Source organism: Desulfovermiculus halophilus DSM 18834, assembly GCF_000620765.1.
GTDB classification, from domain to species: Bacteria; Desulfobacterota; Desulfovibrionia; order Desulfovibrionales; family Desulfothermaceae; genus Desulfovermiculus; species Desulfovermiculus halophilus.
Map to the genome: position 1 here is coordinate 105,135 of NZ_JIAK01000007.1, position 26,417 is coordinate 131,551.

Here is a 26,417-nt window from a genome sequence, read left to right on the forward strand (position 1 = left end):
CAAGGGTTGTGCCCCCAGCCCCGCCGCCTTGACAGCCTGCTGATTTGTGATGAAGGTAAGCGAAATCATGACACATAGCGCAGACCGGAGGTGCATATGCGTGTAACTTTTTCCCCCATTGGAACTGTGCGTACCAAAGCAGAGACATTGCCCAGGCACTGGAGTCTGTCCGAGGTGGAGGGAACCCTGGAGGTCGAGGCCAGATATGCAGTAGGACTGCGGGATATCAAGCCCGGACAGCGGATTGTGGTCCTCTTTTACTTTCACAAAAGCCCGGAGTTTGATTCTTCGTTCCTGGTGCAGACCCCTCCGCACAAGGACCGGAGCTTTGGGGTGTTCAGTATCTGCTCGCCCCGGCGGCCGAACCCGATTGGGCTGTCAATTGTGACCGTAGGCAAGGTGGTAGGAAACACAATCGAAGTCAAGGGGCTGGATATGCTGGACGGGACGCCAATACTGGACATCAAGCCGCATATTGAGGGAAGACAGGAGTGTCCGAGCTGGAATGGAGAATAAGAGGTCCGCGGGCATAGCCTGTGGATTTTGACGCCTGCCGACTCTTATGGGCATGATCTCCAAAGGCCCCCTTCCCGGGAAGGGGGCCGTTGGGACCTGTAGAGGAATATCTTATTGGTGGTTCTTCGACGTAGCCTGTGGATTTTTGGAGTTTGCCATCTCTTCTGTGTGCCCACTTTCGGCCCGGTATTTTCTAAGCCCCGCCAAAGGGGGATCCCTGCCCCCTCCAGGCACTCACATGATGGGCATTGCTTTCAGATGGACTGAGCATATTATGCATGTGAGTGCCTGGTTTCCCCCTTTTGGCGGGACCAAGAAAATGTGCGGGCCTGCCGCTTACGGCACATAGAAGAGACGGCAAACTCTTATGTATGCAATTCCTCTTTCTGTGTCGAAAAGCCTTATTGGTTTGTCTTGAACAGGACCTCGGGCCTGGTGGTGTCTCCGCTGGCATTGGGGAAGTCTTCGTACTTGTGCGCCTTTTCCCCGGTTTTCAGCAGGTGCTTGGCCTCGGCCATGAACTCGTTGAACCGGTGCTTGCATTCGTAGAATCCGTGCCACCAGGAATAGTCCGGGGCCATCATGGCCGTTCCCATCCGGGCCCGCCGGCCTTCGTGGTGCCAGAGCTCGTAGAACTCGACCTCCAGCTTTTCGTCAAAGTACTTCTCATCGTCCAGGAGGTCTTCGGCATACAGTTTGTCCAGCATCTTCCTGGCCGGCTTGTAGTACACCTCGTTGTATTCTTCCACCGCCTTGTCCAGCTTGACGTAGTGATCATCGACCCAGGTCTGGCCGTGGCACTGGGTGCAGATCTTTTTCATCTTTTCCCGTTCGGTCTTCCAGTTGGTCTCGGCCGGGAATGCTGAGAATTCGGAAGGCCGGACCGTGAGCGGGGCCTGCGTCTCCCAGGACAGGCGTTCGGTGACGTCATGGGTGGTCAGGACCTCTCCCGCCCCGGACATATGGCAGGAGGCACAGGTCGGGCTTCGATAATCCACGCCCGGGGTCCAGGTGCCGGGGGCGGCGTCCCAGTTGTATTCATCGCCAAAGGCATGATAGAGGGCTCCGTGCTTGGATTCCTCATAGATCTCGATCTGGGGATGGTCCGGTCCCAGGTGGCATTGGCCGCAGGCTTCGGGCTTCCTGGCCTCCATAACGGAAAAACGATGCCTGGTATGGCAGGAAGAGCAGCTGCCCTTGCTGCCGTCCAGATTTATCCGGCCGACGCCGACATTGGGCCAGGTCATGGGATCCAGGTTTCCGTCCTCGTCCTCTTTGAGAACCGTACCGTGGCAGTAATAACAGCCGGACGAGCGTTCCCAGTCCGAGTTCATGCCGTCATTGAGCCAGGGGTCGATTTTCCAGATGATCTCCAAGGTGTTGGCGTGCTTGCTGCGCGAGTACTGGGTCACTTCATCCGGGTGACAGCGGGAGCAGTCCTTGGGAGTGACCACAGCAGCGACCGGGACCTTGTATTCCGCTGTGCCCCATTTGATGTCGTCCCGCTGATACTGTTCAAAATGGCTCTGGCTCACGTCCTGATCGTGAGATTCGGCCAAGTGGCAGTCGATACAGGTGATATTGGCCGATGCGTGCCTGCTGCTGGCCCAGTCGGTGAACAAGGCCGGATGCTCCTGCTTGTGGCACATGATACAGGCCTTGGCCTCCTTGGACATGGAGCGCTCAATGCGGAACTCCTTCTTCTTGAGCTGATGCGCGGTGGTGGCGTTCGTTTCCGCCGCCGACCACACCGGATTGGGAACGAGCATCACGGATAATCCAATAACAGTGCAGGTCGTGATGATTCGACTCAGTCTCCTGCGCATAACACCTTCCTCCCTTGGTAAACGATAACTGTAGGGCCATAATTGGCATTCATGGTGTTCATAGTCCAGTGCTTTCCGCATCCAGAACAGCTTGGTCATACGCATAGTCGTCCCTGGGAAAATGGACTAATCTGTCGTGGCAGTCCACACACTTCTTCTCGTATCCTTCGCGGGGATAGAGAACTGTTTTGTGTGCCAGCATGGCCCCGCGCTTGTGGGCCATGTCCAGCAGGTTGCGGTGACATTTCTGACATTGGGAGTTGTCGATGTCTTCGTAGGCCCGCTGTCTGTTCTTTTCATGATCGTACTCGGAGGTGTCCATGGTAAAATGCTTCACCACGTCCTTGATGCCGTGATAGGTCTTGGAATAAAAGAACTCAAAGGTGTTTTCCGGAGCGGGAAGGTGGCAGTCCATGCAGTCGGCGACGAACCCTTTGGGATTGTTGGCATGGGTGGAGGTTTTCCAGGTGTTGTAGGCGTACTCGATTTCGTGACATGAAGCACAGAACTGGGGGGTGGAGGTGCGGACCATGGTATAATAGGCCATGCTGAATACCGGAAAGCCGATAATTATTCCCAAAAGAATCAGTATGAGGGCCTTATAACCTCTGCGCATGCTGTCTCCTTCAGTCCTCAGCCTAGGGCCGGCCTGATGCCTGCCGGACCGAGCTCAGGTGGTGTTGCTTCCTTGAGGAAACCATAGGGTGGGCATGTTTGTGAAACTTTACCCAAATTGGCGGCTAAAGGCAAGAAGTTGCCGGCGGATCTACAGTTTTTTCCGTTTGGGCAGGGGGTCGGACTTCTCGTCCCAGGGGCCGAGAGGATAGAGGCGCACCTTGTTGCTGCGGGGAAATTCGCGCTTGATGAGGACCTTAAGGGTCTTCTTCAGCTTTGCGGATGGGACGTGGATTCGATCCTGATGAAATCCATTTTCCATAATAAGATAGGAATCGGGGTCTTTCTTGACAATGAGTACGGAACGGTTGCGCTTATAGGTCCGCAGGTCGACGGCCTCGCCGCAGGGCAGCCGGGCCAGCTTGTCCATCAGGGTAGGGAGGAGGGTTGCTTTGTCCAACATACACACCAATGCCTGAACGACAGGGGGAGATTGCCTCAACAGCCGGGTCCTGGTAGACTCGGCCCATGTTTTTGACCACGGATACCAGCCCTCAGCCCCTTGGAGATTTACGGCCCCGGCAATGCCAGTGCTGCGGCCGGGTCATGGACCGGGGCAGAGTCAGGTACTGTTCCCGGACCTGCAAAGAGCGTTTCGTCTTCAAGCTGGCGTGGTTCAACAATCTGCTCCGGGTGGTTGAAACCCGGTACGCCACCTTTTTCTTCACTGAAGCCTATCTGGTCCTGAATGTGCTTCCCAGGTACAGCCAGGAGGTCTCGACCTATCTCTTCCCCCGCCTTCCGGGCCGCTGGCCGGAACAGGACATGGATGGAATGATCTTTTCCCTGGGGGATATCTGGTGGGGGCATAAGAAGAGGACCAAGAGCGGAAAGAGGGCCAGCAGGCATGTCCTGACCCAGGGTCGAACCCGGGTGGTGGGGCAGGCCAGTGTCCAGCCGGTGGTCCAGGAGACGGCTCCGAGCGTAGGTAAACAGCTTCGCATTCTGAAGATGCGTACCAGCGATCTCATGCATTCGACTGACGCCGAAGAGAGGCTGAAAAAGGCCTTCCGCCGGGCGGCGTTGACCCATCACCCCGATTCCGGCGGAGATGCCGCGGCCTTCCGCAAGGTCTACGCCGCGTATCAAGAGATTCTGGCCTGGCTGGAACGGCCTGCGTATCAGACCCGAAGAGGCGTCCCCGGGCAATGGTGCTATGTGGCCGGCCGGAGCAGCTGGCTGACCCCGCTGTAGCCCGCGGTCAGGCTTCGCTGTGCTGAGCGTCCGGCCCCTGTATTTTCCACTGCATTTGGCTGTGGGCTGTGCACCGGCCCCGGTATGGGTCCGGCCTGTTTGCTCAGGCCAGGGGCACGGGGTCAGTCACTCCTCCATCCCTTTGGGCCCGATAATCCCTCTGGAGCTTGATTCCACAAACTCCACCAGCTGGGCCAGGCGGGGGCTTGCGGTGTCCAGCTCCCTTTTGACCTCCTGCAGGGCCTCTGTCCGGCGCATTCCCGAGCGCCAGATGATCTGGTAGGCCTGTTTTAATGTGGAGAGTTCGTCCCGGGTAAATCCCTGTCTCCGGAGCCCGACGAGGTTGAGTCCGTGCAGCCAGCCTCTCTCGCCTGCTACGAGCATGAACGGAGGCACGTCCTGGGCCACTCCGGTCATGCCCCCGATATATGCGGATTCACCGATGCGGACGAATTGATGGACAGCAGACAAACCGCCGACGACGGCCTTGTTGTGCACTGTGACGTGGCCGGCCAGTGTAGCGGCATTGGCCAAAATGACCTCATCACCCAGAATGCAGTCATGGGCAATATGGGCATAGGCCATGATCAGGCATCGTGATCCCATCTTGGTCACTCCGCCGCCACCAACTGTGCCCCGGTGGATGGTTACATATTCCCGGATGGTATTGTCATCTCCAATTTCAAGTACCGTGGGCTCGTCGTTATATTTCAAGTCCTGGGGCGGCCCGCCAATGCAGGCATGGGAGTGGATGTGATTGCCTGTACCCAGTGTGGTCGGTCCTTGAATGCGGGCAAAAGGCTCGATTTTTGACCCTTCTCCGATCTCTACTCCTTGTTCCACAATGGCGTAAGCACCAACGCTTACCGATTGGCCGAGTTCCGCCTGGGGATGGATTATAGCTGTGGGATGGATGGCGTCATTCATTGGGGATCATTCTCCTGACCGGAATTCCTGTCCACCATGGCTGCAGTAAGAACCCCCTGGGCGGCAATCAGGTTCTCCACCCGGGCCTCGACCTCCATTTTCCAGATATTTTGCTTATGCCGCACGGAAGTGGCAAACAAGTGCAGACAATCTCCAGGGTAAACCGGTTTGCGAAAGCGCATCTTTTCAATGCCGCTGAACAAAAAGATTTTATTTTCCGGTATGCTGGACTGGCTTTTAATGACCAGGATACCTCCGGCCTGAGCTAAGGCTTCCACGATCAGTACCCCGGGCATGACCGGATAGCCGGGAAAATGACCCTGGAAGAAGGGTTCATTGATGGTCACATTTTTTATGGCCTCCAAGGAGGTGTCCGGTTCAAAGGCCAGGACCTTGTCCACCAGGAGAAAGGGGTAGCGATGGGGCAAAAGCCCCAGGATTTGTGTGCTGACCAGGCCGGCCTCAGTCATCTTCATGTCCACAACCTCCTGCCTGCAGCTTGGAGCGCAGAGATTTGACCTCTGATTCCAAGGCTTTCATGCGTTGATAAATATCCGGGAGTTTCTGGTGCAATGCGGCACAGCGCAGATAAAGGCGATGGTCCATGGCCGGTGAACCGGATACGTCGGTGTGATCAGGAACGGATTTGTTGATTCCGGATTGAGCCCCGATCCTGCATCCGTCGCCGATATGCAAATGCCCGGCCACCCCGACCTGTCCAGCCAGTATGGCATGATCGCCGACGCTGCTGCTCCCGGCAATACCAACCTGGGCCACAATGATCGACTCTTTGCCAATCCGTACATTATGCCCGATCTGCACCTGGTTATCTATCTTGGAGCCTTGACCGATCCTGGTCTCGCCCAGGGCTGCCCGGTCTACAGTTGTATTGGCCCCGATTTCCACATCGTCTTCAATAACCACTCGACCAATCTGAGGCACTTTTTGCATTTCCCCGTTTCCCTGGGCAAAACCAAAGCCGTCGCTGCCCAGTACGACCCCGGAGTGCAAAACCACCCGGTCCCCGAGGATGGTCCCGGACATCAGGGAGCAGTTGGCAGAGATGATGCAATCCCGGCCTACGCTGCACTCCTCGCCGATGTAGGCGCCGCTGAAGACGGTGCTTCCCTTCTCTATCCGGACATGCGGGCCGATAAAGGCGAAGGGATAGACGGTGGCCTGATCCGAGACCTGGGCCTCGGGGTGGATGAAGGCCATTTGGCTGTGCCCCCGCAGCGAGCCGTGCGGACGGGCGAAAAGCTGCACAATGCGGGCGAAATCATAGTACGGATTGGAGCTGATAAAGACGTTGTCCCTGTGCTCAGCCTGCTCCGGGGTCATGACTACTGCCCCGGCCCGGGTGCTGTCCACCAGCTTGGCGTACTTGGGGTTGGCCAGAAAGCTGATTTCGTGTTCCGTGGCCTTTTCCAGGGTGTTGCAGCCGAGGACCTCAAAGTCCTGGCCGTGATAAGACAGGCCCAGATGGCGGGCTATGCTGCGTGTGGTCCAGGACATGGGAGGCTTCCTCGGGGTGTGAACGTACTAAGCATATGGGCGGACATGAATTAGCATCCCTTCTTGCGTCGATGAGGGCGACAGCTGCTTTTTGCCTTCATCCGGGGTCCGGAGCACCATCCCGGGCCCCCGGATGAGCTGCCTACTTCTTGTTCCTCCAGGTCTTATTCAGCTCGGCTATCACCGGCTTGGTGATCTCTATGGCATCGCTGTTATAGACCACTCCGCTGTTCTTCTTGTCCATGATCAGGGTGTAGCCGTTCTTTTCCCCGTAATCCCGGACGATGCTGACCAGCTCTTTGATGATCGGCTCCCGGAGCTGCTGTTCTTTAAGCTGCATCTTGCGCTGGTAGTTTTGATACAAGTCCTGGAAATCGCGCACTTTTTGCTTGTATTCTGTCTCCTTGTCCAGTTGCGCCTCCTGGCTGAGGACAAGGCTTTGATTCTGCATCTCCTGTCGAAGCTTATCAATGGCCGCTTTTTTCTTGTCCAGCTCGCTTTTCATGTCCGTGAATTCGGACTTCAGCTGCTGTATTGCTTTTTGGCCCGGCTCGGACTTTTCCATCACCGCCTGCAGGTCCACCACCCCCAGCTTGACATCCTGGGCCGGGGCAAGCGATGGCCAGAAAATAAGTCCGCACAGGACCAGCAAGAGACCGCACATTGTGTTGCGCATAAAAGACCCTCCGTTGTCGTCATTTGCAGTGTGCACAGGATCCCTGTCTAGAAGGCCTGTCCAACAGTGAATTCGAATTGGCCGTTGTTGTCCTCCAAATCATCCAGGGGGTAGCCGTACTCCAGGCGCAGGGGGCCCATGGGCGAGTTCCACCTGATCCCGGCTCCGACGCTTTTATACAGATCAAGCTCAATGGTTTCGTTTTTGTCCCATACGTCGCCGGCGTCGAAGAACAGGACCCCCAGCAGGCCCATGTCGTCCTTGATGGGAAAGATGAGCTCCAGGTTGGTGTATAAGGACTTGTAGCCCCCGATATCATCCCCCTCCTGGTCGGTGATGCAGATATCCCGGTAGTCGTAGCCCCGCACGGTATTGATCCCGCCCAGATAGAACCTTTCGTAGTCCGGGACCTCGTCCTCTGTCTCAAAGATCCATCCCGCCTTCCAGTGCCAGTTGAAGACTGCTTTCCAGAACAGGGGATGGAAATAGCTGAATTCATATTCTGGTTTGATGAACGAATCGTCTCCGCCCAGAATGCCGCCCGCGTATTCCACACCCAGGGTGTTCTTGGTGCCCCGGCTGGGATTCAGCCTGCGGTTTGTAGTGTCCCGGGTCAAGGAAACCGCGGCCTTGCTGGCCAGGTTGGAACCTTCCAGGTCCTTGATGTCGTCGCTGGCGTCGGCATCAATGTCGCTGACCTGGTACTCCTGCAGGCTGTAGTTCCAAAACAGGCGGGTGTAGGTGCCCACAGAGTAGGCAAACTTCATTTTGCCGCCGGTGGTATCTAAATCGTAGTCGTCATAATCGCGGACTATATTGTACAGGTCAACACCGGCGCCCAGGGGGCCGTCGTACAGATGGGGATTCCAGAAGCTGGCCATGTACCGGGTGGTCGAACCGCCCAAGGTCCCCTGAAAGCTCAGGTTGTATCCCTTCCCGAACAGGTTGCGTTCCTGGATCCTGCCGGTAAAGAAGACGTTGTCCACACTGGAGTATCCCGCACCGGCGCTGAAGGAGCCGGTGGATTTTTCCTTGACCTTGACGTTGATGTCCATGAGCTCGGGGTCAGCGGTTCGGGAGGTCTCCATCTGAACGTCTTCAAAGTAGTCGCTTCTGACCAGGCGCTGTCTGGAAAACTTGAGCCTCTGGCCGCTGAAGCGGTCTCCCTCGGTGAGATACAGATTGCGGCGGATGACGTTGTCCCGGGTCTTGGTGTTTCCGGAGACGGTTACCCGGTTGATATAGACCTGCTGCTTTTTGGTCAGGGAAAACTTGATGTCTATTGTTTTTTCCTGTGGATTTTTGCGCAGATTCGGGCTGGCCTCAGCAAAGGCGTAGCCGTAATTGGAATAGAAATCGGTCAAGGCCTGCACATCATCCCGCAGGGTGGATCTGGAGAACGGCTCCTCCTCCCGGGCCATATTATCCATCTCAGTCACCTCAAGCAGCTGCTCTTGTTCGGCGATCAGCTCACCGTCGAAGTCCACCGAGCCAACCTTGTAGCGCGGGCCTTCCTGGACCTGGAAAATGACGTGTATGCCGTCGTCCTGATAGGAGACTTCGGGCTGTCCAACCCGAACATCCATGAATCCTCGGTTGGCATAATAGGCCTCCAGGGCAGCGGCATCTCGATCCAGGGCTTCCTCCCGGAGCACACCGCCCCCGGTAATCCAGGAGAAGAGCCCCCGCTCGGAAAGGGCCAGTTCGTCCTTCAGCTCGTCCTGGTCAAGCTTTTGTGCACCCTTGATCCGGATTTCGGTGATGTACTGCTTGTCTCCCTCCTGAACATCCACGATCAGCTTGGCCTGCCCGGCGGCGGTTTGTTCCCGGGAGTAGTCTATCTTGGCTTGATAATACCCTTCTTTGCGGTACAGTTCCCGGATGGTGTCCAGGTCCTGGCTGAGTATCTTGGGGTTGAGGACCGAGTCGGGCTTGGTGCTCATGGCTTCCAGGATGTCGTCATCTCCGAGTTCTTCGTTCCCCCGGACCTCAATCCCTGAGAGCAGGGGCCGTTCCCGGACCTCAAAGGTCAGATCGACCCCTTCAGGGGTCTGATCGGCATGAACCCGGATGTCGTCGAAGTAGCCGGTGGCGTAGAGGCGCTTGACCTCCTCGTCGATGGCCGGAGCAGAAAACGGGTCTCCCTCTTGGATGTTCAGGCGCATAAGGACCACGTCTTCGCCCAGGGTCTTGTTTCCCCGGACATTGATCTCGGAGATGGTCGTTCTGCGCTGGAGGCTGTTCTGCAGCTTGTCTGCTGCCCCGGACAAAGCCGGCTGGAGATTGATCAGGCCTTGGGCTGTGGCGTAAAATGCTTTGGGCGGAGCCATGGACAAGGGGTCGAGCAGGCGGATGTCCAGGCTCAGGTTGTCCCCGAGCTGGCTTACGCTTCCGTAGACTGCATAGTCGGCATTGGCCTGCAGAGCCAGGTTCTTCACCGCCTGGGAGTTGAGCTCTTCCTTTCCGCTGTTGGCGATGACCGCTTGTATTTTTTCTCCCGCGACCAGCTCAAACCCCCGGGCTTGGAGCTCATCCCGGAGCAGGGAGGGGATATCCCGGCCGAGGTAGTCGAATTCGGCCGGAGCGTTGACCGCGAAAGGAAAGACGGCCAGACGCCCGGTGTCCGCAGCCAGGGCCGGCAGGCCCGAAGACAGGGTTAAAATGACCGCGGTCAAGAGGGCAAGAGCTGTATTTAGGGCTGGGCCCCTCAGGGGGCGGCGATCAGTTCTCATAGAGGGCTCCGGAGCGCAGTTGGATCTGGCGGCCCATCTTGTGGGCCAGGGTCAGGTTGTGGGTGACCACAATCAGAGTGGTAGACGTTTCTTTGTTCAGACGGACCAGGAGGTCAGCGACCAGCTCCCCGTTTTCCTCATCCAGATTTCCGGTCGGTTCATCGGCCAGGATGACCTCCGGGCGCATGAGGACTGCCCTGGCAATGGCGGTCAACTGGCGTTCTCCACCGGAAAGGGTGGTCACGGGGTGGTTTTCCAGAGCGGAAAGCCCGACCAGGTCCAGGGCCTCCCGGGCCAGGGAATAGACTTTTGAACGTTCAAAAGAGTGAATCAAGCCCGGCATGGCAACATTTTCCAGGGCCGAAAACTCCGGCAGGAGATGATGAAACTGAAAAACGAAGCCCACCCGGGTATTGCGAAAGGTTGTGAGCTCGGACCAGGAAAAAGCAGCGATATCCTGGCCGGAGAACAGGATCTGTCCAGACGTGGGCAGATCAAGCCCTCCGAGAAGATGGAGGAGGGTGGTTTTGGCCGATCCGGAGGCGCCGATGACGGCCAGAGATTCCTGATGAGCGATATCCAGGCTGATATGGTGCAGAATGCTCACCTCTCCCTTGGGACCGGGAACGGTCTTGGACACATCCCGCACACTGTACATGAGCTGACTATTCATAGCGCAGGACCTCGGCCGGGTGTACCCGGGCTGCCTGCCGGGCCGGGTAGATGGTGGCCGCAAAGCACAAAACCAGGGCGGCCAGCCCTATGAGTCCGAGATCCAGAAGCTCCAGCTTCACCGGAAGGTGCTCCATGTGATAGACATCGCTGGGCAGCTGGATGAACTGGTACTTCTGGAGCGCAGCGCTGAGGGAGAGCCCCCCGAAAAAGCCGAGCGCGGTCCCCACCATTCCGATGATCGTCCCCTGGAGCATGAAAATGCGCTTGATGTGTCCGGGCTGGCATCCAAGAGACATCAAGACGGCAATATCCTGCTTCTTGTCCATGACCAGCATGATCAGGGTGGTGATGATGCTGAAGGACCCGACCAGGACGATCATGACCAGGATGACGGCCATGGCCGTCTTTTCCAGCTTGAGGGCCGAGAACAGGCTCCGGTTCATGTCCATCCAGGTCTGGACCGCCAGGTTGTGATCGGCCAGCCGGGCAATCCGGGTTCCAACCTCTTCTGCTGCGTACACGTCCTGGATTCGGACTTCCAGGCCGGAGATCAGGTCCTGGGCGAACCCGAGGCTTTTCTGGGCCGCCCGGAGGTGAATATAGGCCAGGGAGGAGTCGTATTCGTACATCCCGGTCTTGAATACTCCGGCCACGGCAAAGTTCTTGACCTGGGGCGCGAATCCGGCTGCTGTGCTCCGTGCGCTGGGGACCAGCATGTGGATCACGTCCCCGGGGCCGACGCCCAAGCGGGAGGCCAACCCCCGGCCCAGGACGATGCCCGGAAGGTCTCCATTGCCCGGGCTCAAATCGGCGAGCCGGCCCTGAATCAGATCCTTGCCCAGGCTCATGACGTCGTCAGCCTGGTCCGGTGAGATCCCCCGAACCGCCGAGCCCTTGACCCCGTGCTGTGTGCTGAGCATGACCTCGGTATAGATAAAGGGCATGCTGGCCTGGACTCCGTCCAAGGCCTCAATCCTGTCCTGCAGGCTTGCATACGAGTCCATCGGCCCGCTGATGCTGGAGACAATGATGTGCGCGTTCACCCCCAGGATCTTGTCCCGAAGATTGTCGCTGAACCCGTTCATAACCCCGAGGACCACGATCAGCGCGGCCACGCCCAGGGCAACACCTGCGACGGAGATCAGGGATATTGCGGAGATGAATCCGTGCTTGCGCCGGGACAAGAGATAGCGCAGGGCTATGAAGAGCTCAAAGCGCATTACTCAGCAGAAGCTTCAGGTTTAAGATGAGGAAACAGGATGACCTCCCGGATCGAAGGGGAGTCCGTAAACAGCATGACCAGGCGGTCAATGCCCACGCCTTCACCCGCTGCCGGAGGCATGCCGTATTCCAGGGCCCGGATATAGTCCTCGTCCATGAAATGGCTCTCTTCATCGCCCTGGGCCTTGGCCTGGGCCTGGGCTTCAAATCGTTCCCGCTGATCCCTGGGATCGTTGAGCTCGGAAAAGGCGTTGGCCATTTCCCGCCCGGAAATAAAGAGCTCAAAGCGATCGGTTACCGATGGGTCCTGCTCGTTCCTTCGGGATAAAGGGGAGATGTCTGTCGGGTACTGGTAAATGAAGTGGGGCTGGATCAGCTTGGGCTCGACCAGAAGATCAAAAAGCTTGGCCTGGACCTTGCCCAGGGTCTCGCTGACATGGACGTTTTCGCCCAGCTTTTGAACCAGCTGCGTGGCCTGTTCCTGGTCTTGATACTGTTCAGGCCGCAGACCGCCGATGGTTTCCAGGGACTGATGGAAGGTCAGGCGCTGCCAGGGTGGACTGAGGTCGATGTCCTGCTCCTGATAGGTGAGCCGGGTGGATCCCAGGACCTCCCGGGCCAAGGAGGCGAACATCTCTTCAGTCAGGTCCATAAGGTCGTGAAATGTCGCATAGGCCCAATAGAATTCAAGCATTGTGAATTCAGGATTGTGCTGGGTAGAGATGCCTTCGTTGCGGAAGTTGCGGTTTATTTCGTACACCTGCTCAAAACCGCCCACAAGGAGCCTCTTGAGATACAGCTCCGGGGCGATCCGCAGATACAGGGTCATATCCAGAGCGTTATGATAGGTCTCAAAAGGCTTGGCTGTTGCGCCGCCCGGGATGGGCTGCATCATTGGAGTTTCCACCTCCATGAAGCCCCTGCTGTCCAAAAAATCACGCATCAGGCGCACAATCCGGTTTCTGGTCCGGAAGATGCTTCTGGCCCGGGGATTGACGATCAGATCAACATAGCGCTGCCGGTACCTGGACTCAACATCCTTTAGTCCGTGGTATTTTTCGGGCAAAGGGCGGAACGACTTGCTTAAGAGCTTGATATCCTGTGCATTCAGAGTCAGCTCATTGGTCTTGGTTCGAAACAGGGTCCCGGAGACGCCAATGATGTCACCGATATCGAACTTCTTGAACCTGGTATACTCTTCCTGGCCCACAGTGTCTCTTTGGACAAACACCTGCAGCCGGTCGGACTCGTCCTGGACATGCAGAAACGTGGCCTTGCCGAAAGAACGAAGAGCCATTATCCGCCCGCAGAGGGTGAAGACGGTTTTGTCCTGCTCCAGATCTTCGGCCGGCTTGGGGGTGTACTCCTGAACAACGGATGCGATGTCCCTGTCTTTGTGAATCTCGTTGGGAAAGAGGTCGACACCTGCATTTTCCAGATAAGCGGCTTTTTCGTTCCGTTGCTGCAGAACTTGACTTTGAGATGCGGGTTGTTTTTTTTTGGCCAACGCTTAGTACTCCGTTTACAGGCCTCGAAGATCTTCAGGCACAGGACCATTTGTAAAGACACTGTTTGTAGGTGAATTTACATACACCGTCAAGCCAGCCCTGTACTCAGGGGGTTTCAAGGGCCTGTCCCGGGGCGGTCTGACCCAAAGTTTGATGTGCCCACCCATCTGTGGTATTTGCACTTAGCAAGTGGGGAAGGAGACGGGGAGACACCTCAAATATATATGCGGAGGATGCGTGCATGGAATTGACGATCAGAAAGATTCTCTTGGCCACTGATTTTTCCAAGAATGCCTGGCAGGCCCTGCGCTATGCCGCAGCCCTGGCTGTGCAGAACAAGGCCAGCGTGGTCTGTTTGCACGTCCTGCCGGAGATTCCCAAGGAACTCAGCTATTCCGGAGGTCCCAACCTCCTGTACGGATACGGCCCGGGGTATTCCGGAGTGCCCATGAGCGGTCGCAGAAGCAAGGATGGAAAACATTCCGACCCTGCGTCCTCTGAAGGCAGAGAACGGGCCGAGGAGCTGGCCCGGGACCATATCCGCAGCCTGATCATGAAGCTCAAGGCCGAAAGCAGAGAGGCTGTGGTCAAACCCGAGGACAGCCTGATCCGGATAGGAAACCCGGTGGAATCCATTCTGCACCAGGTGGAAAACGGAGACTACGATCTGGTGGTCATGGGCCGCCGGGGCCACGGCAGCTTGCGCGGGCCGCGGACCGGAGGCGTTGCCCTGGGCGTGGTCAGCCGGTCATCCACGCCGGTGCTGGTGGTGGGGACGCCCAAGTCCTAAAGCCGGCCCCAATCCGCCAGAAAGGTGCCGACTGACGCGGTTCATTGCCCAGAGGGGTGGAAAGGCTTCTTTTTGGTCAGGGTGTACGTACCTGGATCAAGGGCAGGATTCAGGGCCTGAACGACGAACAAGGGGCTTATATACCCGGGTTCCCAATCAAAGGTGATCTCCACCCCGGACGGGGAAAGAGGCTGAACCGCGGACAGGCGGGAACGCAGGTCCACATCCCGGGAGCCTTTTTTGGTCTTTCGGCTGACAATCCAGCTTTCTGCCCGGGTCAACTCCATCCACGACTCTATGTGATAATCAGCTTTAGACTGGGGCAGGTTGTAACGCAGGAGAAAGCGTTCGTACCTGGGCTGCTTGAGCTTGTGCCCCGGGGCCTGCTCTTCTGCCCGGAGAAACTCCACTCCGGGGACTGAGACCGCATTCAGCCGGGCGCAGAGGTCCATATCCGATACAGATCTGCGCAGGCCGACCACGCAGGCCTCAGCCTCGCTGTGCACCCCAACCGGCAGGGCCCGGCCGAAAGAGATCCGGGGCATGGGGTGGAATCCCCGGGAAAAGCTCAGAGGCAGCCGGGCCCGGCGAAATAGACGTTCGCAGACGGTCTGCAGCTCCAGCTGGCTGAGGTGGGCGGCCGGCCCGAGCTTGGAGTAGGTCAGGACCAGGCTGACCCCGTTATGCTCCTCCTCGGACATGCCGCCTGTCCGGGCAAGGACATCATCCTGACCCTCGCCCTGATCTCTGCGTTTTTGATTCACCACCGGCCGGATCGGCTGTTCCGCGGCCTGGACTGCAAGCTCACCAGGATCTTCCCGGCCGGAACACACACCGCACAGGGTGCACCCGTGGTAGCGGCAGTCCTTTGTCGTTGCCTCTTCCCAGGCCTTTTTCCGCTCCCGGAGCAGAAAGTCCCGCCGAACCCCGCAGTTTATTATCCTCCAGGGCAGGGCCTCTTCCTCTGATCGTGCACCGAGCCAGGGCGCAAGGTCTGTCCCGTGTTCAGTCAGCACCTGATTCCAGAGGCTGAAATCAAAATGCTCCTGCCAGCTGCTCAGGATATCGCCCCGGGCGTAGGCATCTTCCAATACCGGGGCCAGGGATCTATCACCTCTGGAAAAGACGCCCTCAATGCTGCTCATTTCCGGATCGTGCCAGCGCAAGGTCAGGTTCTTGGGCCTGCGGAAGAGATCCTGGAGGAAGGCGATCTTTTCCCGGACTGTCGCTGGATCGTCCTGGGCCTCCCACTGAAACGGGGTGTGCGGTTTGGGCACAAAAACAGCAACAGAGGCGGTAAGCTGGACCTTTTTTTTCTCCGTTCCGGCTGTGTCCAGGACCCGGAGGCAGAGGTCGTGAATGGCCTGCAGGTCCTGGTAGGTCTCTGTGGGCAGGCCGATCATAAAATAGAGCTTGATCCGTTTCCATCCGGAGGCGAAAAGATCCCCGGCATGCTCCAGGAGGGCCTGTTCAGTGATCCCTTTGTTGATCACGTCCCGCAGACGCTGGCTCCCGGCTTCCGGGGCCACGGTTGCACCGGTGCGGCGCAGGGAGGCCATGCTGCGCATAAGGCGGGGACTGAGCGAACCCACCCGAAGGGACGGCAACGAGATGGCCACCTGTTCCTTTTGGCATCGGGCCAGGCTCTGGTTGAACAGGGCCTCCAGCTGGGAATAGTCCCCGGTGCTCAGAGAAAGAAAGGAGATTTCCTCGAACCCGGTGCCGTCCAGCCCGGCCTGAAGCTGTTCGTCCAGCCTTGGGAGGCTTCGTTCCCGGACCGGACGCATGGTCATGCCGGCCTGACAGAAACGGCACCCCCGGGTGCAGCCCCGGGCAATCTCCAAGGTCAGGCGGTCGTGGACGGCCTGGCCGTAGGGCACGATCTGTGCGGCGGGCGGCTGGGCTGCGTTCAGATCGACAAGGACCCGCTTTTCCACCCTGGGGGGCTCCATGTCAGTGCGATGAAAAGGGGCTGGGACATAGATCCCGGGCAGGTCCCCCAGCTGGGCCAAGATCTCTGGTTTGGACTTTTGGTCTTCTTTGGCCTGGAGGACTATTCGGCTGATGTCACTGACCACCTCTTCCCCATCTCCAATCACAAACAGGTCAAAAAACGGAGCCACGGGCTCGGGATTGACACAGGCCCCGCCACCGGCGATCAGCAGGGGGTGGCCGGCGCTCCTTTCAGAGCTCCGAAAAGGGATGTGGGCCAGATCCAGCATATACAGCACAGTGGTATAGCACAGCTCATGGGTCAGGCTGAAGCCCAGGATGTCCAGCTCTGAAAGGGGGGTGTGAGATTCCAGGGTGGCCAGCGGGGATGTGCTGTCCCGCAGGATAGCGGCGGCCTCCGGAGAGGGCGCAAAAGCTCTTTCCGCCCAGATCCGGGGATCGGCATTCAGGATATGGTACAGGACCTTGAGCCCCAAATGGGACATCCCCACCTGATAGAGGTCGGGGAAGGCCAGGCCCCAGTGCAGGGCGATCCGGGCCGGATCCTTGTGAACGGCATTGTACTCAGTCCCTAGATAATGGCTGGGCCGGGGAAGACAAGGGAGCAGAGGGTGGTGGCGGCTGTGGTTCATGGATGAGTTCGGGCTGGCGGTCTTGCTCGATTGGGGTTGCGGGGAAGACTCTGAAGGGCAGACAATGGCGGAAGAAGCCGCAGCTGCCCTTCAAAGAGGAAGATCTGCTTCGAGAAGCATGTGCTGCAGATGCAGAAAGAAGGTGCGGATCAGCCCTTGAGCAGGTCTCCGATATTGCCCATGCCGCCGCCCTGTCCACCGCCGGACATTCCCTGCAGGTTGCGCAGGTCGTTGGCCGAGGAGATGGTCAGGTTGCTCGAGGCTTCAAAGTATTTGTTTTTCAGATCTTCCGGCAGGTTCTTGTAGACGTACATGACGTGCTTGAGGTCGATCTCTCCGCTTACCTCGGTATCAAAGGGATACCCGAAAGGGAGCAGAGCCATCTGCATCCCGCCCTGCTGGGTGGGGATGGTCTGCAGGATGGCCGGGTCCTTGATCTTCTGCTCTTGTTCATCCCATTTGCCTAAGACCATGTCTCCATTAATCAATTTCACAAGCTTGATATCGTAAGCCATAAACAGTCTCCTTCAAAAAATTTTGGTCTAAAGCAGAAACCTAGGCACTCCTGACCGGGCTGTCAAGCTCTGCACACCCAAGCCCTGCTTGCACAGGACCGGGCCTGAACGTATGCTCGCCTTGTCTTTGCAGGGCTCAGAACATGAGGAGGTGCAGGCGTGAACGGTTTGGACGTCGTTTTTGGCGTGGTCGTAGGGCTCGCCCTTTTGCGAGGGATCTGGCGGGGCCTGATCCGGGAGGTGAGCTCCCTGCTGGCCTTGGGGGCGGGACTGTTCGTCGTCGGCCGTTATGGACACGAGGTTGCGCTCTCTCTGCGGCAGATCGTGGACAATCCGCAAGTGGCCGCCGGTCTGAGTTATGTCGGCGTCTTTCTGGCCGCATTTGTCGCGGTGATCATTTTGGCTGGGGTGGTGCGCAAATTCATGCATGCTGTGCTCCTTGGCTGGCTGGACCGACTGGGCGGCGGGGTCCTGGGGACGGCCAAAGGGTTGCTCATCAGCTGCTTACTCCTTTTTGTCCTCACCCTTGTTGTTCCTCCCCGATCCGCATGGATTGCAGAGTCCAGGCTGGCTCCCTACCTGAATCTTGTGACCCAGAAAATGGTTATGTTCATACCTGAGGGCTTGAAGCAATCTTTTGCAGACAAGAGCAGAACACTGCATAGACTCTGGGATCTTGAAAAAGCACAAGGCACTGAACCCGATCGGATGAAGGAGAGCCCGCATGGCTGAGAATTCGCCGCAGGCTGTTCTGGAAGTCCTGGATGCCCTGTTGGGACCGAACGGTTGCCCGTGGGACAGGGAACAGACTCCGGAGAGTCTTGGAGACTATCTGTTGGAGGAGGCGTTTGAGCTGGTGGATGCTGTTCGCCGCGGTGAGGAGAAAGATATTGCTGAAGAGCTGGGTGATGTCTTTTTTCTGCTGTTTTTTCTGAGCCGTCTTTTGTCCTCCAGGGGGCAGATTCCCGGTCTGCAGGGCGTGTGGGAAGCCAATGCCCGGAAGATGGCCGACCGGCATCCACATGTGTTTGCCGATGCCAGGTGCACGACACGGGATGATCTGCACGCCACATGGGAAAGAATAAAGAAGAAGGAGAAGGGCAGCACGGATGGAACCGAGTACGTCAGGTCCTCAGTGGCCTCGATACCCGGATCCCTGCCTCCCCTGCTCAGGGCCTATCGGCTGCACGCCAAGGCGGCCAAGGCCGGCTTTACCTGGGATACTGATGCCGAGCAGCAAGCAGCGACGGGCAGGGAGTGGGAGGAGTTCAGGCAGGTGTTGGCCGAAGATGACCCCAAACGGAAAGAAGAGGAGTTCGGAGATCTCTTGTTTTCCCTGGTGGAGTTCGGCCGCAGGCAGGGCATCAAGGCCAACGCTGCCTTGCATTCGGCCAATCTCAAGTTTATCCGGCGGTTTGAGGCAATGCTCGACCTGGCCCGGCACAAGGGCCTGGACTGGTCGGGTCTCGGCATGGAAGAAAAAGATGCCCTGTGGGAGGAGGTGAAGAGAAGCGAATCCAGATCAGGGGTCAACAGATATTCAGGGGGATCTGGAGGGTGATCCGGTTGTTTCCGGATTCACTGTGGATGGAGAGCTTCGGGTTTTGGGAATCAACGTGGGAGATTGCGTACCAAAGCCAGACAATAAGCTTTTGGTCCCGGAAGTGATGATCGGCGAGAGTGGAGATGGAGGACGGCTCGAGCTCGACTGCTTTCTCTTCAAGCATCTGGGAGCCGTCGTTGATAAAATCAATGATCATGGTCTCCTTTGATGTTTTCAGCTCGACCTTGATCTGTCTGGCCTTGCGGGAAAAAAGGGCTTGATAGGAAAAGAGGATGAGGTAATCCAGGCAGTTGGTGAAATCTTCCCGGCTGCCGATGACCTGAGGGACATCCAAAACTGCATATTTGATGAACTGGTGTTCCGGACCCATGATTCCGGCCAGCCTGAGGTTGAAGGATTCAATGCATTGGGAAAGAACTGTATCTATATGCAGCTTTTCGTCTGCAGGACGAAGCAGATGAAGGCCGTTTCTCTTCTGCTTTTCAAGGAGAGGGAGAAAGTTTTCCGTGGAGTCCTTGAGTGATTTGGCCTTGCCCAAGGCGTCATCCGCGTTTTTGCGGATAGCATGGCGAGGTTCCCCTTCGGCCAGGCCTTGAACTGCGGATTGGAGATAAAATGCCATCACGTCCAGGTTGAAAATGATTTTCACCATGTCATGGTAGATGCCTTCCTTCAGCAAAGAGAACAGTATCCCGCAAGAGAGCTCATCATGAAAATACCGCAGAATGTTGTCCGGCAACGGGCTGTTGGGGATATGGGGGGCGTCTTTCTTGTGCTGCAAGGCGTCGTAGGCCAGGCACATGTAATGGAAGGGGAGGGAGAAGGCAGTTGATTCCAGAAAACGAATCCCTAGAGAGTAGCTGTCAGGCCTTTTCAGGCACCATTTGACAATTCCTTGATTGGTGACCGCCTCCCGCAGTTGGGGGACGTGAAAGCTGATATGCACATTTTCATATTCGTCCAAGGGACAAGGAACTTTGAGCATGATCCCGTGCATGCTGATGTTTCTCATCTGTCCGGACAAGGGTGTGCTGCCGTTGCGGACTGTTTTCAAAGACGCATGAAAAGGAAGCGGGAAGCGGGGTTCTGTTCGTTGGTCCCGATGCATATCTCTTCGACCCATGCTGGCTCCGATACGGCAGGTAAGATCGTGTATGGTCAATTGCAAGGCGCCTCGGAGTTGCGCAAAGGTATCCTTGCAAGAACAAAACCAAAATCGATCGAAGCGCGGCCTGCCCGGTTCACCTCTCTTCAGCCGAGTCCAATCCGTTCCAGTTGGCGATAATGTCCCAGGCCTGGTCGGCATCCTGCACATAGCGAAAGAGGTTCAGATCTGCCTCGGAGATGGTCCCCTCGTCCACAAGGGCTTGAAAGTCAATGATCCGCTTCCAGAACTCCGGGCCGAACAGAATGACCGGAATCGGTTTTATTTTATGCACCTGCAACAGGGTCAGGGTCTCAAAGATCTCGTCCAAGGTTCCAAACCCCCCGGGGAAGGCAACCAATCCCTTGGCCCGCATCAGAAAATGCATCTTCCGAGTCGCGAAGTAGTGGAATCGAAAGCATAAATCCGGTGTGATGTACGTGTTTGGAGCCTGTTCGTGGGGGAGGACGATATTGAGGCCTATGGATCTGGCCTGCACGTCATGTGCGCCCCGGTTGGCCGCCTCCATCACCCCGGGACCGCCGCCGGTGATGACCAGCATTTTGTCCTCAGGAGTTGACTGAGAGATCAGCTGTCCCAGCCTGCGGGCCTGATTGTAATACGGGCTGTTGCGCACAGCCGCCCGTGCGGCTTTGAGCTCCTGGAGCAGCTCTGGATTGTCCGGATCGCGATGCACCCTTTCTTGGGCCTGATGCAGGCGCTCCTCAGCCTGTTCCGGCTCTTGGATCCGGGAGCTGCCGAAAATAACCACTGTGGAGTGGATCTGGTAATCCTGAAGCATGAGTTCAGGCTTCAGGATTTCCAGCTGGATGCGGGTGGGACGCAGCTCGTCCCACAGCAGAAAGTCGTTGTCCTGAAAGGCCAGCTGATAGGACGGTGACTGGCACTGCGGAGTCTGTTCCGCCTGTTGACTGGCTCGTGCGGCTTCTACTGCCGAGGGGTATGGACCCTGACGGGCCTTGAAATGCATCGTGAGCTCTCCTGGATAGCTGGGGATGAAGGCTGGACCGGGGCCGGCACCCTTGTAACAAGTAGGGACGGCGCACTTTTCTCATCCACAGGTAGCGACGAAGAAGCGTAAATGATGAACGGCGGATTCTCAAGGGGGGAGAGGCAGGCCGGGAAAGAGATGGCTTATCGACACAAGACTCCACAAGCAGGGGCGAAGAATCGTAATTTTCCGGGGAATGGGGGCTACTTATAGGGGGGTGCGATGTCCAGGTCCTTCATCTTGTACAGCAGGGCCCGGTAGCTGATCTGCAGGATCTGGGACGCTCTCTTGCGGTTCCAGCCGGTTTCTTCCAGGACCTTTTCGATGACCACCTTTTCCACCCGGTGCACCGCCTGATCCCGGACTTCCTTCAGAGACGGAAAGACCTTGGAATTCAGGTTCTCCTGCAACACTTCCTCCGGGATGCGGTCTTCGTCCTCTTCCACCGGGGGCTGTTCTTCGGATGGGAATTTGTGGTCCAGGTTGGCCTGGATCCGTTCCGCGATTTCAGTGTAGTTTTCCAGGACGCTGAGCCGTTTGAGATAGTTTTCCAGCTCGCGGACATTGCCCGGCCAGTGGTATTCGTAAAACAGATCCATGAGCCGGGAGTTGAGATTGATCCGGGGCAGATTGTGCTGTTTTTCCATCTGAGTGCAAAAGAATTCAATCAGCTCCTGCAGGTCATCCTTGCGTTCCCGCAGGGGGGGGATGTGAATGGAAATGGTGCTTAGGCGGTAAAAGAGATCGTCCCGGAAATTACCATCGAGCATCTCCTGGTCCAGGTTCTGGTTGGTGGCTGCAATCACTCGTGCGCTGACCGCAACTTCCTTCATCCCGCCTATTCGGTAGTAGAACCTGTCCTGCAGGACCTGCAGGAGCTTAGCCTGCATGTAGATGGGGATCTCGCCGATCTCATCCAGGAAGATCGAGCCCTGGCCCGCCAGTTCGAACTTGCCGGCTTTGGCCCGGTCCGCTCCGGTAAAGGCCCCTTTTTCATGCCCGAACAGCTCAGATTCGATGAGTTCCGACGGAAGGGCGGCGCTGTTGACCTTGATAAAGGGAGCCGACTTCCGGGGAGAAAAGAAATGCAGGGATCTGGCCACAAGCTCTTTGCCCACCCCGCTTTCCCCGGTGATCAAAACATTGAGATCAACACCGGCCACTTTCCGGGTGATTGTGTTCACCTTTTGGATCGCCGGACTGCTGCCGATGATGACTGGCTGGGGAAAGCTCATACCAAGGCAATCCTTATTCCTCAGCGGCCAAAGCCTACGCATTGGGCTATGAGTCTGGGCAAAACGGGGGGATCAGATAACTCGACCCGCCGGAACCACTGGGCTTAACCCGGAAAAAAGTGGGTGGGTTGTTCCGGATACGAGTTCAGAGTGACCTTTTCCCGGCGCACGCGTGCATCTGTCAGGGACGTGCGCGGCGTGAATCCCGGATGGGGCGAAGAGACCGGTTGACGGCGCGACCCGCTGCGGAAATCACTAGGCAAAGAACATTTCGCCCGCTTCAGTGCTTATGGACCAGGCGTTCTATGGCCTGAGCCAGTTCTTTGAGCTCAAAAGGCTTGGAGAGCACGCACTGGACCTCTTCTTCAGAAGCAACCTTCTCCGGCGAGGACCCGTACCCGGTCATGCAGACGATTGGAATCTGCGAATCCAATTCCCGGGCAATATGCAGCAGCCCCAGGCCGCTCACGTATGGGACGCGGATATCCAGAAGCAACAGGTCGTAGTTTTGGAGCCGGATCTTGTCCATGCCGTCAAGGCCGTCCTCGGCCGTGAGGATCTCGTAGCCCAACTCGAGCAGGTATTCGGAGAGTACATCTCTGATTGCCTGATCGTCGTCAACGATCAGGATGGTCTTTTTCGGGTCCATGGACGTCCAGTCTTCGGGTGACAAAATATGGGCCGCAATCTGCTTCCACGCCCGTTCTGCAAAGGGGATCATGGGGGGCTCGCGCCCCGGTCCCGTATGGCCCGGATGCAGCGGGCACACATCTTAGCTTTGTGTCCCCATGTGAAAGTTCAGATACTCAAGACCATTTCTATCAACAATGTGCAGTTTAGGTCAACATATTTGCGTTCTGAACCTGATCGGGTTTCCTCGGCCATGCACATGCCGATGCGCCTGAGAAAGGCAAAACGACCCCAGTTAGGGGACGAGCTTGTGGACCCGTTCCTGGATCTGCTTTGCGGCCGGGGAGGAAAGTATGAAAGGAAATGCATTGTCCGAGGAGGTTCCGGCAGTTTCCCCGGAGTTATTTCCTGAAAGGGAAAAGAGCCGCAAATCGTGTGTGCTTTTCCCGTGCAGAGTGACTCGAAGTTGCGGGGCCCGCAGGTCCTCCTTGTCCTTATCTTCGATATACCTGGCGCAGCGAAGGCTGGAGAGCTGACGGATCAGGGAGTTGGCCGCCGTGGCGTTCACCGTTGTGTCCTGGGCAGTCACCCAGCGCACTTGGGTGGGACCCGGTTGGTCCTGGTTTTTATCCTTTGTTTTCCCCTGCTCCGAGGTGGTGTGCAGGCTGATGCCGGGATCCCCTGCCAGCTGGAGGTCGATCTTGTGGATCCTGTCCGGAGCAAAGGACAGGACCTGCTTGTCCTGCAGGGAAGAGGCATCGACATCCAGGGCGGAACGCAGGTTGGATTGGGTCAGGTAGACATTGGGATCGTCGGCCAGGCGTACGTATGTACCCTGGGAGGTGGAAGCCGTCTTGCCCACCTCAAACCGGCGCAGGATCCTGTCCTGCCGGTCCCGGGCGGTGACCCGGATGGCCTGATTCTGATCCAGCCCGTACCGCTCATAGTGCGTGCTTTGCGAGACCAGGGCCGAGAGCTGCAGATCGCCGACTGCACGCAGCATTCTTGTCACCCGTCCCCGGTGAGCAGGATACCCGCGGGGAGGCAGGGTCCATGAGCCCGCATCCTTGCGGAGGACAATTGTCTCCTGGTCCTGGCGCACAGTGATCTTGGAGATTTTGGACCCAGGCACCCGGTTGATTGTCGGCAGCTGGTAGTGGATCTGATCGGCCTTGTCCCGCCAGAGGAAAATGCCGAGTCCGGCGATTGCGAGAATAAGGATGAGGTACTGAGTCTTTCGAGTCATGATGGATACCTCTTGTTGTCCTCTCTACCCCCAAAGGATGCCCGTTTTACGCGGGCCTTGAGGCGAACATCTGCTTGATTTTCTGTTTTCGGCGAACGCGGCCGGCCCAGATCAGGAGGCCAAAGAGGATGACCGCACAGGGCAGGCCCACGATATTCACCGCTTTGACCGCAGTCCTGGTCCGGTTCGAGGTCTCCCGCAGCGGATTGAACTCCTGGATTTTACTCCGCAGGCTGGCCATTTCCTTTTGACCGTTCAGGGCGTCGATGAGGTTCATGATCAAAACCGAGTTGGGCCCCTGTTCGGATGTGTCCAGGATAGTGTCGGAAATCATGGACGAGGACCCGATGAGCAGGATCTTTCCTGGTTGACTCACGGTTCGTTTTTCGCCTTTGGCCTGCAGGGAAGGTGCAGCTTGTATTGTTGCGTTCTGGGCCTTTGCTGTCGACTGGGCCTTTGTCTTCCCCTTTTTCTGCCCTGATTTTTTCTGTTTGCTTTCCTGAACCGGAATCGGTTGGTGAGCAAAGTAGCTAGGAAACTTCCCGCTGACCAAGGCAGCCAGGGGATAGTTCTGCATCTTTTGAGCATCGGCAGGGGGCGTGATGGTCATGGGGTTCAGACTGGGGTTTGTGCTTTTAGTCCAGGATTTCCGGGAGGTTGAAAACAAGATCTTTCCGTGCAGCCCGTTGCTCTTCAGCCGCTCTGAATCCAGCCTGACCGGGGAGTTCTGAAAGGCCAGCAGGCCGTTGATGTTTCTGAGATAGGGCACATCGTGATTGATGTTGTGTTTTTCGATCATTGGGGCGAAGTAGATGGGCTGCTCCCCGCCGCCCCGTTCCCTGGGGAGCTTCTGTTGGTAACAGTTTTTGTCGTACACCATGGCTTGTTCCTGGTGCAGTCCGTAATGAGCCAAAAGCGTGTTCAGCCCAGTTGTATTCGGTACATGGTGCGGCGGCTGCCGGGGGCTCTGGCTGGCATTGATGAAGCTGTCCTTAAACACTGCCAGGTTTGTGCCCCGCATCAGGGCCTGATCGAGCTGATACAGCTCATGTTTGGAAAACTCCTGGCGTGCTCCGGCAATGATCAGGCAGTTCAGGCCTTCCGGGATACCCTGCTCCAGGGTCACTTCCCGCAGGCTGTAGTTTTTTGCCGCCAACTGCTGAAAGGCCTGCGCTGAGCCGCTGTTTGAGCCCTGGAAACGGCCCATGCGGTTTAAGGGCAGGGTGCCGTGGTCGGTGAGATAGCCCAGGGTCTGGTTGATCCCCAACAGGGACTTGAGATTCAGATTGATCAACTCCCGGATCTGTTCGGGAGGTGCAAGGCTGTACTGGGTGCCGACCAGAGGCAGCCGGGTCACGTTGAGAAGAGAAAGAGTCCGGTGCGAATCGCGGTGTTCAAGGACCAGTCCGATGACTCCGCTTCCGGCAGGGATATCCTGCTGCTCTATGGCCGGCCATTGCACCTCCTGCAGGTTGTAGGCGGCTCGGGCCTTTTCCAGCTGAGCACCGGTTTTGGGGGTCACGAGCTCAAACTTCAGCCGACCGTAGCTCTGGGCGTTGGCCTCCTGGATGATGGAGCGGACTTCATCGGGCAAACCGGGCAGGCTGTCCAGGCCGACCGCAGGGGCGATTTTTTCCAGCGAAGGGGACATGATCAGCTTGGCCCGCACTGGTGAGTCCAGGTTGAGCAGGGTGCTGACCTTGTTTTTCAATTTCTGGATGGAGGAGGTCAATGTGTATTCCAGGTCCTTGATGGAGCTGACGGCCGGGATGTGTTCCACCGCGTCTCCATGGATCAGAGCCGCACCCATATAGGCTTTTTTGTAGCTCAGGGAGTCTGCCTCCACGACCTGGACTTGAACCGGCTGGATGCCGTAGTTCTGAGCCGCCTCCTGCTTGGCTGTGTCTTCCGGGGAGATCTGAATCATCTCATAGTTGAAGTTCCCGGTTGCGTATTGGCTGTACTCCCGGAGCAGATCGCGCAGGTACTGCTTGTATGTGTTGTACGGGGGCGGCAGCTCCTGGCTGAAATAGGCCTTGACCGTCAATGGCTCGGCCAAAGAGGAGACCGCCTCCTTGCTCACCGGGGACAGGGAGTACATGTTGTCTTCGGTCAGGTCCCAGCGGACAAAGACGGACTGGGCGGCAATGTTGAGCAGGACAATTAGAACAAGGAAGAGACCGAAAGTGATATATCGATGGGTTCGACCCTGAAGCATGGTGGCTCCCTCC

At 57.3% G+C, this 26,417-nt stretch carries 24 protein-coding genes; 5 read left to right on the plus strand and 19 right to left on the minus strand.

What is annotated here, in order from left to right:
- The first annotated feature begins 96 nt into the window (after positions 1-96).
- Entirely contained in the window at positions 97-516 is a 420-nt protein-coding gene (tsaA, locus tag N902_RS0104125; protein ID WP_027369907.1) for a tRNA (N6-threonylcarbamoyladenosine(37)-N6)-methyltransferase TrmO, read from the plus strand.
- A gap of 401 nt (positions 517-917) precedes the next feature.
- Here the strand turns inward: tsaA and N902_RS0104130 are convergent, their stop codons facing one another.
- From N902_RS0104130 to N902_RS0104140, 3 genes are all read right to left on the minus strand, one after another.
- Entirely contained in the window at positions 918-2,342 is a 1,425-nt protein-coding gene (locus N902_RS0104130) for a multiheme c-type cytochrome (RefSeq protein WP_027369908.1), read from the minus strand.
- 58 nt (positions 2,343-2,400) lie between these two features.
- On the minus strand, positions 2,401-2,958 hold the full coding sequence (locus tag N902_RS0104135; RefSeq protein WP_027369909.1) for a cytochrome c3 family protein: 558 nt from the start codon (positions 2,956-2,958) through the stop codon (positions 2,401-2,403).
- Positions 2,959-3,108: 150 nt separating this feature from the next.
- A complete protein-coding gene (locus N902_RS0104140; RefSeq protein WP_027369910.1) occupies positions 3,109-3,420 on the minus strand; it encodes a hypothetical protein in 312 nt (103 codons plus the stop codon).
- A gap of 65 nt (positions 3,421-3,485) precedes the next feature.
- Here N902_RS0104140 and N902_RS0104145 point away from each other — a divergent pair, with 65 nt between their 5' ends.
- Positions 3,486-4,211 (plus strand): J domain-containing protein, encoded by a 726-nt coding sequence (locus N902_RS0104145; RefSeq protein WP_027369911.1) that lies wholly within the window; start codon positions 3,486-3,488, stop codon positions 4,209-4,211.
- Positions 4,212-4,337: 126 nt separating this feature from the next.
- Here N902_RS0104145 and lpxA read toward each other — a convergent pair whose 3' ends face one another.
- The 8 genes from lpxA to lysS form a co-directional block, all read right to left on the minus strand.
- Positions 4,338-5,138 (minus strand): acyl-ACP--UDP-N-acetylglucosamine O-acyltransferase, encoded by an 801-nt coding sequence (gene lpxA, locus N902_RS0104150; protein ID WP_027369912.1) that lies wholly within the window; start codon positions 5,136-5,138, stop codon positions 4,338-4,340.
- Entirely contained in the window at positions 5,135-5,614 is a 480-nt protein-coding gene (gene fabZ, locus N902_RS0104155; RefSeq protein ID WP_027369913.1) for a 3-hydroxyacyl-ACP dehydratase FabZ, read from the minus strand. Before fabZ ends, lpxA begins: the two co-directional genes overlap by 4 nt.
- The gene (gene lpxD, locus N902_RS0104160) at positions 5,601-6,653 is read right to left on the minus strand and encodes a UDP-3-O-(3-hydroxymyristoyl)glucosamine N-acyltransferase (protein WP_027369914.1); all 1,053 of its coding nucleotides are present in this window, start codon (positions 6,651-6,653) and stop codon (positions 5,601-5,603) included. Before lpxD ends, fabZ begins: the two co-directional genes overlap by 14 nt.
- Before the next feature lie 142 nt (positions 6,654-6,795).
- Entirely contained in the window at positions 6,796-7,329 is a 534-nt protein-coding gene (locus N902_RS0104165; RefSeq protein ID WP_051564266.1) for an OmpH/Skp family outer membrane protein, read from the minus strand.
- A gap of 47 nt (positions 7,330-7,376) precedes the next feature.
- Positions 7,377-10,061, minus strand: coding sequence for an outer membrane protein assembly factor BamA (gene bamA / locus N902_RS0104170; protein ID WP_051564267.1), 2,685 nt, complete (start codon positions 10,059-10,061; stop codon positions 7,377-7,379).
- The gene (locus N902_RS0104175; RefSeq protein ID WP_027369917.1) at positions 10,051-10,734 is read right to left on the minus strand and encodes an ABC transporter ATP-binding protein; all 684 of its coding nucleotides are present in this window, start codon (positions 10,732-10,734) and stop codon (positions 10,051-10,053) included. Before N902_RS0104175 ends, bamA begins: the two co-directional genes overlap by 11 nt.
- Positions 10,727-11,956 carry a lipoprotein-releasing ABC transporter permease subunit gene (locus N902_RS0104180; protein ID WP_027369918.1) on the minus strand — a complete coding sequence of 410 codons (1,230 nt, stop codon included), beginning with the start codon at positions 11,954-11,956 and terminating at the stop codon, positions 10,727-10,729. Before N902_RS0104180 ends, N902_RS0104175 begins: the two co-directional genes overlap by 8 nt.
- The gene (lysS, locus tag N902_RS16320) at positions 11,956-13,464 is read right to left on the minus strand and encodes a lysine--tRNA ligase (RefSeq protein WP_034621538.1); all 1,509 of its coding nucleotides are present in this window, start codon (positions 13,462-13,464) and stop codon (positions 11,956-11,958) included. Before lysS ends, N902_RS0104180 begins: the two co-directional genes overlap by 1 nt.
- 242 nt (positions 13,465-13,706) lie before the next feature.
- Here lysS and N902_RS0104190 point away from each other — a divergent pair, with 242 nt between their 5' ends.
- On the plus strand, positions 13,707-14,255 hold the full coding sequence (locus N902_RS0104190; RefSeq protein WP_027369919.1) for a universal stress protein: 549 nt from the start codon (positions 13,707-13,709) through the stop codon (positions 14,253-14,255).
- Positions 14,256-14,296: 41 nt separating this feature from the next.
- Here the strand turns inward: N902_RS0104190 and N902_RS0104195 are convergent, their stop codons facing one another.
- Both N902_RS0104195 and N902_RS0104200 read right to left on the minus strand, forming a co-directional pair.
- Positions 14,297-16,840, minus strand: coding sequence for a TIGR03960 family B12-binding radical SAM protein (locus N902_RS0104195; protein WP_027369920.1), 2,544 nt, complete (start codon positions 16,838-16,840; stop codon positions 14,297-14,299).
- Between the two features lie 149 nt (positions 16,841-16,989).
- A complete protein-coding gene (locus N902_RS0104200; protein ID WP_027369921.1) occupies positions 16,990-17,355 on the minus strand; it encodes a hypothetical protein in 366 nt (121 codons plus the stop codon).
- A 159-nt stretch (positions 17,356-17,514) separates the two neighbouring features.
- Between N902_RS0104200 and N902_RS16325 the strand changes: the two genes are divergently transcribed.
- Positions 17,515-18,087 carry a CvpA family protein gene (locus N902_RS16325; RefSeq protein ID WP_051564270.1) on the plus strand — a complete coding sequence of 191 codons (573 nt, stop codon included), beginning with the start codon at positions 17,515-17,517 and terminating at the stop codon, positions 18,085-18,087.
- The gene (gene mazG, locus N902_RS16330) at positions 18,080-18,916 is read left to right on the plus strand and encodes a nucleoside triphosphate pyrophosphohydrolase (RefSeq protein ID WP_051564272.1); all 837 of its coding nucleotides are present in this window, start codon (positions 18,080-18,082) and stop codon (positions 18,914-18,916) included. The genes N902_RS16325 and mazG overlap by 8 nt, the downstream gene beginning before the upstream one ends.
- Here the strand turns inward: mazG and N902_RS0104215 are convergent.
- The 6 genes from N902_RS0104215 to N902_RS0104245 form a co-directional block, all read right to left on the minus strand.
- Positions 18,885-20,234 carry a PilZ domain-containing protein gene (locus N902_RS0104215; protein WP_084287745.1) on the minus strand — a complete coding sequence of 450 codons (1,350 nt, stop codon included), beginning with the start codon at positions 20,232-20,234 and terminating at the stop codon, positions 18,885-18,887. The two genes, mazG and N902_RS0104215, sit on opposite strands and share 32 nt — an antisense overlap.
- Positions 20,161-21,054 (minus strand): LOG family protein, encoded by an 894-nt coding sequence (locus N902_RS0104225; RefSeq protein ID WP_027369923.1) that lies wholly within the window; start codon positions 21,052-21,054, stop codon positions 20,161-20,163. Before N902_RS0104225 ends, N902_RS0104215 begins: the two co-directional genes overlap by 74 nt.
- Before the next feature lie 224 nt (positions 21,055-21,278).
- The gene (locus N902_RS0104230) at positions 21,279-22,310 is read right to left on the minus strand and encodes a sigma-54 interaction domain-containing protein (RefSeq protein WP_027369924.1); all 1,032 of its coding nucleotides are present in this window, start codon (positions 22,308-22,310) and stop codon (positions 21,279-21,281) included.
- A 280-nt stretch (positions 22,311-22,590) separates the two neighbouring features.
- Positions 22,591-23,031 (minus strand): response regulator, encoded by a 441-nt coding sequence (locus N902_RS0104235; RefSeq protein ID WP_027369925.1) that lies wholly within the window; start codon positions 23,029-23,031, stop codon positions 22,591-22,593.
- A gap of 204 nt (positions 23,032-23,235) precedes the next feature.
- On the minus strand, positions 23,236-24,186 hold the full coding sequence (locus N902_RS0104240; protein ID WP_027369926.1) for a DUF4340 domain-containing protein: 951 nt from the start codon (positions 24,184-24,186) through the stop codon (positions 23,236-23,238).
- 46 nt (positions 24,187-24,232) lie between these two features.
- Entirely contained in the window at positions 24,233-26,404 is a 2,172-nt protein-coding gene (locus N902_RS0104245; RefSeq protein ID WP_027369927.1) for a GldG family protein, read from the minus strand.
- Positions 26,405-26,417 lie beyond the last annotated feature (13 nt).